Origin of the sequence: Aeromonas sobria, from assembly GCF_050266975.1 — a bacterium.
In the GTDB taxonomy this organism is placed as follows: Bacteria; Pseudomonadota; Gammaproteobacteria; order Enterobacterales; family Aeromonadaceae; genus Aeromonas; species Aeromonas sobria_B.
In genome coordinates this window covers 150,602-163,361 of sequence record NZ_JBKISU010000005.1, presented here as the reverse complement: position 1 = coordinate 163,361, position 12,760 = coordinate 150,602, and the positions used below count along the sequence as shown (strand labels likewise).

Sequence of the window (12,760 nt, the reverse complement as noted above, 5' to 3'; positions counted from 1 at the left end):
CGGTCAACTGCTGATAGCTCATGGTGATACTGCTTTTACTTTGGCGAGCAGAAGGGTACCACCAATCAGCAGTTGGCCACCTCTCGCCATTCATCCATGAGTGTCGCACTTATTATCTGAATTCCCGAATCACATCAAATGAAGATAAACGTTTTCCTGGCTAATTGTTCGAATGGGAAATAATGCCGGATCACACTTATGTCATTTTTTTCAGCCAGGATGCCGATTGAATATCAAAGGTTGATATATTGCCCGCGACCAAGACTGGAATGGTCAGGCCCAATACTAACAAAATCAAGGTGTGAAGGAATGAAACATAATTTGATAAAGGGAACCCTGGCATTGGCCGTGCTGGCGGCGATGGCGGGCTGCAATACCTCCAAGAACGAGAGCGAGCCTTGCGTCGAGAATGTGTGCAAGCTCACCGTGCTGCATACCAATGATACCCATGGTCGCTTCTGGCACAACGAGGATGGCGAATATGGCATGGCGGCCCAGAAGACCCTGGTCGACCGGCTGAGAGCCGAAGCCAAGGCCGCCGACAGCGAGGTGCTGGTGCTGTCGGGTGGGGACGTGAATACCGGGGTGCCCGAGTCGGATCTGCAAAATGCCGAGCCGGACTTTATTGCCATGAACCATATCGGTTATGACGCCATGGCGGTCGGCAACCATGAATTCGATAATCCCCTCGATATTCTCGAGCTGCAGCGCCAATGGGCCAAATTCCCCATGGTCTCGGCCAACATATATGACAAGAAGACCGGCCAGCGTTATTTCGATCCCTACAAGATATTCAAACTGAAAAATGGTCTGCGGGTCGCCGTTATTGGCCTGACCACGGAAGATACCGCCCAGCTGGTGGACCCCAATAATGTGCTCAACCTGGAATTTCGCGATCCCAAGGTGGAAGTGGAGCGGGTAATCGACGGCATCAAGCAAGGCAATTCGGCCGATGTCATCTTCGCCATCACCCACATGGGTCACTACGCCGATGGCGCCCACGGCAGCAATGCCCCCGGGGACGTGGAGATGGCCCGTCAGCTGCCCGCGGGCAAGCTGGATGCCATCATTGGCGGCCACTCCCAGAACCCGGTCTGCATGGAGCCCGGGGTGGCGAACCAGTATGCCGACTTCAAGCCCGGCAACGATTGCCAGCCTGACCAACAAAATGGCACCTGGATCATGCAGGCCCACGAGTGGGGCAAGTATGTGGGGCGCGCCCAGTTTGACTACCAGGATGGCAACTTCACCCTCACCCGCTACGAGCTGATCCCGGTCAACCTCAAGGATGAGAACGGTGCCTTCATCCAGGAGGAGATAGTGCGGGATCCGGCCCTGGAAGGGGTGTTGCAGGTTTACCAGGACAAGGGCGCCCAGGAGCTGGGAGTGGTGATCGCCGCCACCGACGGCCTGCTCGATGGCGAGCGCGCCAATGTGCGCAACAGGCAGACCAACCTGGGTCGTCTCATCACCACGGCCACCGCGCAGACCCTGCGCACCGATTTTGGCATCGTCAACTCCGGCGGGGTGCGTGCCTCCATCCAGGCCGGGGACATCTCCTATCGCGACGTGCTGACCGTGCATCCGTTCGGCAACACGGTCAACAAGGCCGTGATGCCGGGCAGCGAGCTGGTGAGCTATCTGGGTCAGGTGGCCACCAAAACCGGCAACACCGGGGGCTATGCCCAGTTTGGCGGGATAGAGATGGCGGTGGACTGCCAGGCCAAGTCGGTCAGCATCACCAGCATCGGCGGCAAGCCGTTCGATGCCGGCGCCCAGTACAGCTTCACCATCCCGAGCTTCAGCGCCGCCGGTGGCGATGGCTATCCCAAGATAGACACCGTCAATGCCGGTCTGGTGGATGCCGCGGTGCTCAAGGATTTCCTCACCGCCAAGCAGGTGATCCAGGCGGCCGACTACGCGCCCAAGGGGGAGGTGAGCTACCTCAACTCCGCCTCCAGCGAGGCGTGCCAATAAGCAGGCACCCGGTGCCGGACAACAAAAAACCGCAAGCCCCTGGCTTGCGGTTTCTTGTTGTGGACGCGGCGCGCCCTGGCCTCAGGAGAGGAAGGGCATCGCCATGAACAGCTTGATCACCATGGCGTTGATGATGTCGATGAAGAAGGCCCCCACCATGGGCACCACCAGGAAGGCCAGGTGGGAGGGGCCAAAACGCATGGTGACTGCCTGCATGTTGGCAATCGCCGTCGGGGTGGCCCCCAGGCCGAAGCCGCAGTGGCCGGCGGCCAGCACGGCGGCATCGTAATTGCGACCCATCACCCGGAAGGTAACGAAGATGGCGTAGAGGGCCATGGCCAGGGTCTGGGTCACCAGCAGCACGAAGATGGGCAGGGCAAGACTCGCCAGATCCCACAGCTTCAGGCTCATCAGCGCCATGGCCAGGAACAGCGACAGGCTGACGTTGCCGAGCAGGGAGACCTCCCGATCGCTCACCTCGTGCCAGTTGAGCAGGGTCAGGACGTTGCGCAGCAGCACCCCGACAAACAGCACGCAGACGAACACCGGCAGCTCGAAGGCGGAGCCGAGCAGCCCCTGGGAGAGCAGTTCGCCCCCCTTGAGGCTGATGGCGATCAGCGCTAGGGTCTCGACCAGGCTGAAGGTGGTGATGCGTCGCTCCGTCTCCGGCATCTCGAAGCCCTGGGGCACTTCATCCAGGTTGTGCTCCTCACCCGGCACCTGCACCTTCTTGACGAGATAGCGGGCGACCGGGCCGCCGATGAGACCCCCCAGCACCAGGCCGAAGGTGGCGCAGGCGATGGCCAGTTCGGCGGCGGACTGGACCCCGTACTTATCGGTGAAGGTGGCGCTCCAGGCGGCGCCCGTGCCGTGACCGCCGGAGAGGGTGATGGAGCCCGCCAGCAGCCCCATGTGCAGATCCAGCCCCAGCAGGCTGGCCAGCGCCACCCCCAGCCCGTTTTGCATCAGCAGCAGACCTGTCACCACCCCGAGGAAGGTGAACACGGCGCGCCCGCCCCGCTTGAGGCTGGCGAGATCGGCGGAGAGGCCGATGGAGGCGAAGAAGGCCAGCATCAATGGGGTCTGCAAGCTGGTGTCGAACTTCACCTCGAGTCCGACCGCGACGCGCAGCGTCAGCAGCACCAGGGCGACCAGCAGGCCCCCTGCGACCGGTTTGGGAATGTTGAAGGCGCGCAATCTTTCCACCCGGTTGACCAGGAGGCGACCGAGCAGCAGGACCAGGGTGGCGGCCACTAGGGTGGCATAAGCATCGAGTTGTAACATTGGGTACTCCCATGGTGATTGGCTGTGTCTCCCCGCGGGAAGACGCACAGATTCAGCCGGGATTGAAACCGCGTGGCCAGGGCATGGAGGCGTTCCATACCGGTCTGGCGTCATAAAAAAGAGGGGCAAATCTGCCCGACCCGGTGGTGGCATTCCGGGTCTGTCGGGCCCAGCGAAGTGGGCGCAGCGGATGTGAGTTTTGTGATAACGGCGGCGATATTAGCAAAAAGCACTGGTAACATCCAAATTTCTTGGTTATGTAACCGAAAAGATACGCTTTGTTGACATTATTATCTGTTTGTTGCCTGCGGATAATTAGGTGATACATCCCCGATTTCAGCCTGTTCGGGCTGTCTTTGTCGGCGCTAAACTCTATAATTCGCCCGTTTCCAGCCCAGATGAGGAGAGGGTGTGAAGAAGTCTATCTACATCGCCTACACAGGCGGCACCATAGGGATGCAGCGCTCCGACCACGGTTATGTGCCGATGGCGGGTTTCATGGAAGATTGTCTGGCGCGGATGCCGGAATTTCACCGGCCCGAGATGCCGGATTACCATATTCACGAATATGCGCCGCTCATCGACTCCTCCGACATGACCCCGGCGGACTGGCAGCGCATCGCCGAGGATATCAGGAACAACTACGAAAAATACGACGGCTTCGTGATCCTCCATGGCACCGACACCATGTCGTTCACCGCCTCGGCCCTCTCCTTCATGCTCGAAGATCTGCACAAGCCGGTCATCATCACCGGCTCCCAGATCCCGCTGGCCGAACTGCGCTCCGACGGCCAGCAGAACCTGCTCAACGCCCTCTATATCGCGGCCAACTACCCGATCCACGAGGTGACGCTGTTTTTCAACAACCAGCTCTATCGCGGCAACCGCAGCAAGAAGGTGCACGCCGACGGCTTCCACGCCTTCGACTCCCCCAATTATCCGCCCCTGCTCAATGCCGGCATCGCCATCTCCCTGGAGGCGGGCGAGCTGGGCGTGCCTTGCGACCGCCCCCTGGTGCTGCACGACATCACCCCCCAGCCCATCGGCGTGGTGACCCTCTATCCGGGGATCTCGAGCGAGGTGATCGCCAACATACTGCAGCAGCCGGTGCGGGCGCTGATCCTGCTCTCCTTCGGGGTGGGCAATGCGCCCCAGAACCCGGCCATGCTGGCGCTGCTCTCGGAGGCATCCGCCCGGGGCGTCATCATAGTCAACCTGAGCCAGTGCCTGCACGGCAGGGTCAACATGGGGGGCTATGCCACCGGCAATGCCCTCTCCCGGGCCGGGGTCATCTCGGGCTTTGACATGACCGCCGAGGCGGCGCTCACCAAGCTGCACTTCCTGCTGAGCCAGGACCTGCCGGCCCCGCGTATCCGCGAGCTGATGCAGCAGTCCCTGCGTGGTGAACTGACCCCCTGAGCATTGCCGCCCTCTCCCAGGGGGAGAGGGGATAGCACGAGCTGTTGCTGGCAGCGAGGCTTGCCATGGCGATTGCCGGCAGGTTCTCCACTGGCTATCCGCCCACTGCGGGCCAGCTCCCTTCTCCCCCTGGCGGGAGAAGGGCTGGGGATGAGGGGGATATCCTCACCCTGCACAGAGACAGGAAAAAAGAAGGGAGCCATAATGGCTCCCTTCTTTGCTATGGCGTGCGAACCAGGGCTCGCGGCAAGGCTTGGTGACTGAGATCGACGCGAATGATCTCTTCGTCATCGCGCTGCTTTGATGCTTGAGCTCGCCCTCAGTGGTTGATCTCGATGCGGACTATCTCTTCCTCGTCGCGCTGCTTTGATGCTTGAGCTCGCCCTCAGTGGTTGATCTCGATGCGGACTATCTCTTCCTCATCACGGTACTGACGCTTGAGCTCGCTCTTGCTCTTCATCACGATTTCGCCATCCGCCCCGATATTCATGTGTTCCGGGTTGGTCAGGTGCATCGCCTGCCAGGCCATCACCGCCTGGAGCGAGGTGGCCTTCTGCTCCTCGGTGAGCGGCTTGCCATCGGGCCATTTGCCCAGTTCAACCGCGGTCTTGAGCCGCTCGTAGACTTCCTGGGGCATCTGCCCTATGACCTGTTGAAATGACATGCTCTCTTTCCTCGCAAACCCGAAATAATGAATGGCTGACTCAGGCGGGCAGATCCTGGCGGACTATGCCGGTAGATCCTGGCGGACTACGCCGGCCATCTTCTCCATCACCCGCACCACCTGGCAGCTGTAGCCAAACTCGTTGTCATACCAGACATAGAGTACGCAGTGAGCGTCCTCGGCGATGGTGGCCTGGGAGTCCACTATACCCGCAAAACGGGAACCCACCATGTCGGAGGAGACCAGCTCGGTGCTGGCGCTGAAGTCGATCTGGCGGTGCAGGGAGGAGCTCAGGGCAGCCTGCTGCAGATAGGCGTTGAGGCTCTCTCGATCCGTGCTCTGCTCCAGCGACAGGTTGATGATGGCCAGCGACACATTGGGTGTGGGTACCCGAATGGCATTGCCGGTCAGCTTGCCCTTGAGTGCGGGCAGCGCCTTGGCCACCGCCTTGGCGGCGCCTGTGCTGGTCATCACCATGTTGAGGGCCGCGCTGCGACCGCGCCGCTCCCCCTTGTGGTAGTTGTCGATCAGGTTCTGATCGTTGGTGTAGGAGTGCACCGTCTCCACGTGACCGTGGACGATGCCGTACTTGTCCTGCATCACCTTGAGCACGGGGGTGATGGCGTTGGTGGTGCAGGAGGCGGCGGAGACTATCCTGTCATCCGGGCCTATCACCTCGTGGTTGACCCCGAACACCACGTTCTTCATCTCCCCCTTGCCGGGGGCGGTCAGCAGCACCTTGGCGGCGCCGCGCGCCTTGAGGTGTTCGGACAGACCCGCCTCGTCACGCCAGACCCCGGTGTTGTCGACGATGAGCGCATGGTCGATGCCGTAGGCGGTGTAGTCGATGTCGGCCGGGCTGTTTGCGTAGATCACCTGGATGAAGGTGCCGTTGGCGATGATGGCGCTGCGATCACTGTCCACCTCGATGGAGCCGTTGAAGGGGCCGTGCACCGAGTCACGGCGCAGCAGGCTGGCCCGCTTCTCCAGATCTCCCTCGCGCCCGCCACGCACGACGATGGCACGCAGACGCAGGGCGTTGGCGGCGCCGGTGCGCTCGATCAGCAACCGGGCCAGCAGGCGGCCGATACGGCCAAAGCCGTAGAGCACCACGTCGGTCGGCGCCGGCAGGGCACCCTGGCCCAGGGCCGGGGCCAGCTTGGCCTTGAGGTAATCCGTGATGCCCGCCTCGTCACCATGGTCGCGCCAGTAGCCGACCGCCAGCTTGCCCAGATCGATCTCGGCGGCGCTGGGGGCCAGTTCGCACAAGGCGCGAAGCAGGGGGAAGCTGTGCTGGATGGGGAGGGGCTGGCCTTCGTGGCGGCGAACCACCCGGTGGGCTTTGAGGATATCGATGGTGGAGGCGTTTTGCAGGGGGCGTCCGTAGACGGTGATCTCTATCCCTTGCTGGCGGTAGAGGCGACCGATCAAGGGTTGCATGGCTTCGGCGAGCTCCTGGCTCTCCTGCCACGCTTGCAAGTAGTGCTCGTGGGTCATTAACCAGATCCTTTATTTCACGTAACCGTGTTTTTCACGTTGTTGAAGCAAAAAGAAATTCGTCGAATGCAGATCACTGTAGGGGCGTATAATTCGTTATATTATTCTGCAATCGCGGCCAGCTTTTGGCGCGCGCATTGTAATGGATATGTGAGTGGTTTGCTAGCCAAGGGTGGCGAGAGCAGGCTGTCGATGTTATCAACCAGATGTAAACCATGACCCATTTTCCACTACGTCGGGCTGTTGTTGGCCTCGCCATGGGGCTCGGCCTCGTTGCCTGCGGCGGCGACGACCGTCTCCACAACATCTGTGCCAATCACCCCGAGCTCTGCCAGGATCTGGTGGACGATGGCTGGTGTCGCTATGAGCGCACCGACGTGATCCGGGCCCGCTTCTACCTCAAGCAGGAGGGGAGCGACCGTCACAAGTACGAGCTGATGAGCAAGCTGGAAGATTACCTGCGCTGCATCGAACGCTCGACCCACATAGAGTACAAGTATGCCAAGGAGCGCAAGAGCAGCCGGGTCGAGGGGATGCTGGCCGCCGGCGCCGAGCTGGAGCGACTCGACGAGCAGACCCGCGGCTCCCAGGATCCCTACCTGTTGATCTGGCACTGGACCAACAACACCAACGAGCAGGCGCGCCAGCAGTTCCTGGCCCTGGCGGGAACCCAGGCCCTGGAAGATCCCGCCTTGCAGCTTGCCCTGGGGGGCATCTATGCCAAGACGGACCCCGAGCGGGCCATCCAGGTGATGGAGCACGGCCTCTCCCTCTACCGGGCGGGGGATGAGGTGGACACGCGGCTGCTGACCTCCCTGAGCACCCTGCACATGGGCCAGAAGCAGTATCAGGAGGCCTACCTGTGGGGCAAGGTCAGCACCGCCTTCCAGGAGGGGAGAGATCTCTCGGTCAAGCGCTTTGGCCTCTACCACACCCTGAGCAAGGAGGAGCTGGCGACCCTGGATGCCCGGGCCGAGGAGCTGGTGGCGCAGATCAAGACGGGGGCCTACCGTCCATGAGCACCCAGGATCCGCAGACGTTGAGGTTGTCCCCCTTCTCCCTGCGCCTGATGCACGGGGACTTTCCCCGGCTGGATCGGCTGCTGGAACGCGTCACCGTGCGGGCCGTGGTGCTGCGGGGGGATGAGCTGCTGCTGGTGCACTCCCGCGTCAACGGAGACTTCATGTTCCCCGGTGGCGGCGTCGAGCCCGGCGAGAGCCATGGGGAGGCCCTGGCCCGGGAGCTGCGGGAAGAGTGCGGCGCCGAGTTGCTGACTCAGGGGGCCCTGCTCGGCGAGACCCGGGAGTACCGCAACGCCCGGGAGCCCGACTATGACGCCTACTGCATCCGCTCCCTCTACTATCTGTGTCAGGTGGCCGAGGGGCGCAGCCAGCCCAGGTTGCAAGCCTACGAGCAGCGGCTCGGCTTCAGCGCAGACTGGCACGCCATGGAGGAGGCGCTCCACAACAATCAATGGCTGCTCGGTGGTCGCTGTCCCCAGTGGACCCATCGCGAGACCCGGGTGTTGGCCCAGCTGCACCGCTGGCACAGGGAGGGGCTGCTGGGCCCCCTCTGACCCCCGGGTGACGACCTGGGACGCAAAAAAAACCGCCCCGAGAAAGGGGCGGTTTGTCATGGTGAGTCGCCGGGCTCAGCGGCAGACCGGGCACCAGGCATAGGTGCCCTGGGGATCGTTGAAACGCATCAGGGGATCCAGGGCCTGGTTGAGGGCGGTGAGGCTCTGGCCGAGAGGGGCCGGGATGGTGCCCTTGAGGGCGGGAGCCAGTGCCCGGGCGCTGCTGCCCAGCAGCTCGCGCAGGAACCTCTCCTTGGCGGACTCCTCGGGCAGGATGGGGGTCACTTGCCACTCCTTCAGATTGGCCAGCTCGGCCGCCGCTGCGATGGCGTCATCCTGACTGCCAAACTCGTCCACCAGTCCCAGCGCCTTGGCATCCAGACCGGTCCAGACCCGGCCTTGTGCCGCTTTTTCCGTCTCCGCCATGCTCAGGCCGCGGCCCTTGCTGACCAGGCCGAGGAAGCGCTGGTAGGTGTTCTCGACGTTGAGCTGGATGGCTTCGCCCACGTGGGGCGGCAGGGCCCGGGTCACCCCCAGGCCGACGAAGTCGGTGGTGCCGACCCCGTCGCTGTGGATGCCGAACTGGGAAAGGGCCTGGTCGACGGTGGCGAACAGGCCGAATACGCCGATGGAGCCGGTGAGGGTGGTGGGGGAGGCGAAGATCTTGTCCGCATCGGCGGCGATCCAGTAGCCCCCTGAGGCGGCATAGCTGCCCATGGAGACCACCACGGGTTTGCCCGCCTGCTTGAGCGCCAGCAGCTCGGCGCGGATCTGTTCGGCGGCGAAGGCGCTGCCGCCCGGGCTGTCGACCCGCAGCACCACGGCTTTCACCTGGTCATCCAGGCGGGCATCGGCCAGCAGGCTGGCCAGGCTGTCGCCCCCTATGGTGCCGGCGGGCTGGATGCCATCCATGATGGCGCCACTGGCCTTGATGAGGCCCACCTCATCCTTGCCGCTCTGGGGATATTGATCCGGGATGGCGGCCAGATACTCTTTGAGTCCCACGCCGCGCCAGCTGTGATCCTCGCGCTCGCCGACCTCCTTGATCACCGCCTGGTTCATCTCCTCCCGGGTGGCGAGCTCGTCGACCAGGCCGTTGTCGAGGGCATAACCGGCGGCATTGCCCTGCGCCTTTCTCAAGCGCTCGAGGAACTGCTCCTTGCTCGGGGAGATGGCGTCGGGTTCGACCTCCCGCTGGTTGGCCACGTCGCTGACATAGGCCTGCCACAGTTGATCCAGCCAGCGCTGGTTCGCCTCCCGGCTCTCGGCAGACATGTCATCCCGGGTGTAGGGTTCGACGAAGGACTTGTAGGTGCCGACCTTGAACACATGGGGGGTGACGTTGAGCTTCTCCAGCGCCGACTTGAAGTAGGTCTGGTAGACCCCCAGCCCCTCGAGCAACACGGCCCCGCTCTGGTTGAGCAGCACGTGATCGGCGTGGGCCGCCAGCAGATACTGGCCCTGGGTGTAGTAGTCCGCCATGGCGATGACCGGCTTGCCACTCTCCTTGAAGTCGTCGATGGCATCGGCCACCTCCTGCAACTTGGAGAGATTGCCCTGCAGCCCCTGAGGTTGAAGCACCAGGGCCTGGATGCGGTCATCCTCCCCGGCGGAGCGGATGGCCCACAGCAAGTCCGACAGCAGCAGCTCCCGGGGCAGATCGTCGCGGCTGCCCATCTGTTGCAGCAGCTGCTCGCTCGGGCTCACCTGGGTGAGCTGCTCGACCAGGGTGCCGTCGAGATCCAGGGTCAGGGCCCCCTCAATCGGACTCTGGGGCGCCTCTTGCTGCATCCCCAGCACGAACACCAGAGTCAGGACGACGGCAAGAAACAACAGATTGACCAGCATCAGCCGGGTGAAGTTGAGCAGGCGCCACAGGCTGCGAAAGAGCCAGCCCAGGCCTTTGAAAATAGACATAGTCGCGGTATCGCCCTGTCAATGGGTTAGAGGAGCCATTATTAACCAGTTGCCCCGCCGATTGCCATGTTCCATCGCGGGGGGCGCTGGCGCTACAGCTGTTCGCCGAAAAAATGTCCAAACATTTGTTTGAAAAAGCATTTTCGATTCTTTACTCTAGCCTCAATTTGATAACAAAAAATTAACTGGAGGCCCCGTGAGCCGCTATCCAACCTTGCTGACCCCCCTCGACCTTGGCGTTACCCAGTTGTGTATCCGGGTGCTGCTGCGTCTGGATTGCTGCGTACCGGCCTCGCAAAGGAGTGCATCATGAGCCGCTATCCGACCTTGCTGACTCCCCTGGATCTCGGCTTTACCCAGCTCAAGAACCGCGTGCTGATGGGCTCCATGCATACCGGCCTCGAAGAGGAGAAGGGGGGCTTTGACAAGCTGGCCGCCTTCTACGCCGAGCGGGCGCGCGGAGGCGTCGGCCTCATCGTCACCGGCGGTATCGCCCCCAACCTGAGGGGACGCTTGGTGCCTCACGGCTCCCAGCTCAGCTTCCCCTGGCAGGTGAGCAAGCATCGCAAGCTGACCGAGGCGGTGCACCGGGAGGGGGGCAAGATAGCGCTGCAGATCCTCCATGCCGGGCGTTACGCCTATCATCCCTTCAGCCTGGCGCCGAGCCCCCTCAAGGCCCCCATCTCCCCGTTCAAGCCCAGAGCCATGAGCGAGCGCCAGATCCGCGGCACCATACGGGACTTTGCCAGCACGGCTCAGCTCGCCCGCAATGCGGGGTATGACGGTGTCGAGGTGATGGGTTCGGAAGGTTATCTCATCAACCAGTTCATCTGCGAGCGCACCAACCAGCGCAGCGATGGCTGGGGCGGTAGCAGCGAAAAGCGGATGCGTTTTGCGCTGGAAATCGTGCGCGCCATCCGCGAGCGGGTCGGCCCCGACTTCATCATCATCTTCCGCCTCTCCATGCTGGATCTGGTGGAGCAGGGCTCCTCGCTGCCGGAGGTGATTGCCCTTGGCAAGGCGCTGGAGCAGGCGGGGGTGACCCTGATCAACACCGGTATCGGCTGGCACGAGGCGCGCATCCCCACCATCGCCACCAGCGTGCCGCGCGGCGCCTTCAGCTGGGTGACGGCGGAGCTGAAAAAGCACCTCACCGTGCCCCTTATCACCACCAACCGCATCAACACCCCCGAGGTGGCCGAACGTATCCTGGCGGGGGGCGAGGCGGACATGGTCTCCATGGCGCGCCCCTTCCTGGCGGATCCCGAGTTCGTCATCAAGGCGGCCGAGGACAGGGCGGACGAGATCAACACCTGCATCGCCTGCAACCAGGCCTGCCTCGACCATGTGTTCAAGCAAAAGCGCGCCTCCTGCTTGGTCAATCCCAGGGCCTGTTTCGAGACCGAACTGACCTTTGGCCGGGTGCCCCAGCCCAAGCGGCTGGCGGTGGTGGGGGCGGGGCCGGCCGGGCTGGCGTTTGCCTGCTACGCCGCCGAGCGTGGCCACCAGGTGAGCCTGTTCGATCAGGCTCCGATAATCGGCGGTCAGTTCAACTTCGCCAAGCAGATCCCGGGCAAGGAGGAGTTTCACGAGACCCTGCGTTATTTTGCCAAACGGCTGGAGAAGTGTGGCGTCGAGCTCTATCTCGGCCAGCGCCAGAGCGCCGAGAGCCTGCTTGGCGGCGGTTTTGACGAGGTGATCCTCGCCACCGGCATACGGCCGCGCACTCCCAATATTCCGGGCATCGAGCATGCCAAGGTATTGAACTACCTCGATGTATTGCGCGATGGCAAGCCGGTCGGCCAGAAGGTGGCGGTGATCGGCGCAGGCGGCATCGGTTTTGACGTGGCCGAATACCTGGTCGAGAAGCGGGTGGAGAGGGATGCCGAACATCACCGCGATCACTGGCTCAAGGAGTGGGGCATAGATCGCCAGCTCGCACAGCGCGGCGGCCTGATCGTCCCCGAGATCGACGCCCCCGAGCGCCAGATCTGGCTGCTGCAGCGCAAGGAGAGCAAGGTGGGCGATGGCCTGGGCAAGACCACAGGCTGGATCCACCGCACCGTATTGAAGAACCGCAAGGTCAAGATGCTCTCGGCCGTACAGTACCTGGGCATCGACGACGAGGGCCTGCACATCCAGATAGGCGAGGCCAAACAGTGTCTGCCGGTGGATAACGTCATCATCTGCGCCGGGCAGGAGCCACTGCGGGAGCTGCAGGCCGGCCTGCAGGCGGCGGGCAAGCCGGTGCACATCATAGGCGGGGCCGACGTGGCCGCCGAGCTGGACGCCAAGCGCGCCATCCGGCAAGGCGCCGAGCTGGCCGCCGTTATCTAGTTGCTCCGCCCTGGCCTGCTATCGGTCTGATATTGCGATAAACCCCTGAGCTTCAGGGGTTTTCTTCATTGTGCGCTGTGCTAAGGTAG

Annotated in this window: 9 protein-coding genes; 5 read left to right on the top strand and 4 right to left on the bottom strand. The window is 62.7% G+C overall.

Going from position 1 to position 12,760, the window contains the following annotated elements; all coding sequences use genetic code 11:
- Nucleotides 1-309: 309 nt before the first annotated feature.
- The gene (gene ushA / locus ACLHZ1_RS04725; RefSeq protein ID WP_427261169.1) at nt 310-1,977 is read left to right on the top strand and encodes a bifunctional UDP-sugar hydrolase/5'-nucleotidase UshA; all 1,668 of its coding nucleotides are present in this window, start codon (nt 310-312) and stop codon (nt 1,975-1,977) included.
- 81 nt (nt 1,978-2,058) lie between these two features.
- Here ushA and gltS read toward each other — a convergent pair whose 3' ends face one another.
- Nucleotides 2,059-3,261, bottom strand: coding sequence for a sodium/glutamate symporter (gltS, locus tag ACLHZ1_RS04720; protein WP_427261168.1), 1,203 nt, complete (start codon nt 3,259-3,261; stop codon nt 2,059-2,061).
- 411 nt (nt 3,262-3,672) lie between these two features.
- On the opposite strand from gltS, the gene ansA reads away from it, so the two are divergent.
- Nucleotides 3,673-4,680, top strand: coding sequence for an asparaginase (gene ansA, locus ACLHZ1_RS04715; RefSeq protein WP_427261167.1), 1,008 nt, complete (start codon nt 3,673-3,675; stop codon nt 4,678-4,680).
- Between the two features lie 385 nt (nt 4,681-5,065).
- Here ansA and ACLHZ1_RS04710 read toward each other — a convergent pair whose 3' ends face one another.
- Together ACLHZ1_RS04710 and ACLHZ1_RS04705 are read right to left on the bottom strand one after the other, a co-directional pair.
- Entirely contained in the window at nt 5,066-5,344 is a 279-nt protein-coding gene (locus tag ACLHZ1_RS04710) for a YeaC family protein (protein WP_041995575.1), read from the bottom strand.
- A 63-nt stretch (nt 5,345-5,407) separates the two neighbouring features.
- A complete protein-coding gene (locus ACLHZ1_RS04705) occupies nt 5,408-6,841 on the bottom strand; it encodes a glyceraldehyde-3-phosphate dehydrogenase (RefSeq protein WP_427261166.1) in 1,434 nt (477 codons plus the stop codon).
- A 215-nt stretch (nt 6,842-7,056) separates the two neighbouring features.
- On the opposite strand from ACLHZ1_RS04705, the gene ACLHZ1_RS04700 reads away from it, so the two are divergent.
- On the top strand, nt 7,057-7,860 hold the full coding sequence (locus ACLHZ1_RS04700; RefSeq protein WP_427261165.1) for a DUF2989 domain-containing protein: 804 nt from the start codon (nt 7,057-7,059) through the stop codon (nt 7,858-7,860).
- Nucleotides 7,857-8,417, top strand: coding sequence for an NUDIX hydrolase (locus ACLHZ1_RS04695; protein WP_427261164.1), 561 nt, complete (start codon nt 7,857-7,859; stop codon nt 8,415-8,417). Before ACLHZ1_RS04700 ends, ACLHZ1_RS04695 begins: the two co-directional genes overlap by 4 nt.
- A 75-nt stretch (nt 8,418-8,492) precedes the next feature.
- Here ACLHZ1_RS04695 and sppA read toward each other — a convergent pair whose 3' ends face one another.
- Nucleotides 8,493-10,334, bottom strand: a complete 1,842-nt coding sequence (gene sppA, locus ACLHZ1_RS04690; RefSeq protein WP_427261163.1) for a signal peptide peptidase SppA — start codon at nt 10,332-10,334, stop codon at nt 8,493-8,495.
- Nucleotides 10,335-10,643: 309 nt separating this feature from the next.
- On the opposite strand from sppA, the gene ACLHZ1_RS04685 reads away from it, so the two are divergent.
- Nucleotides 10,644-12,671 (top strand): FAD-dependent oxidoreductase, encoded by a 2,028-nt coding sequence (locus ACLHZ1_RS04685; RefSeq protein WP_427261162.1) that lies wholly within the window; start codon nt 10,644-10,646, stop codon nt 12,669-12,671.
- Nucleotides 12,672-12,760: the final 89 nt, after the last annotated feature.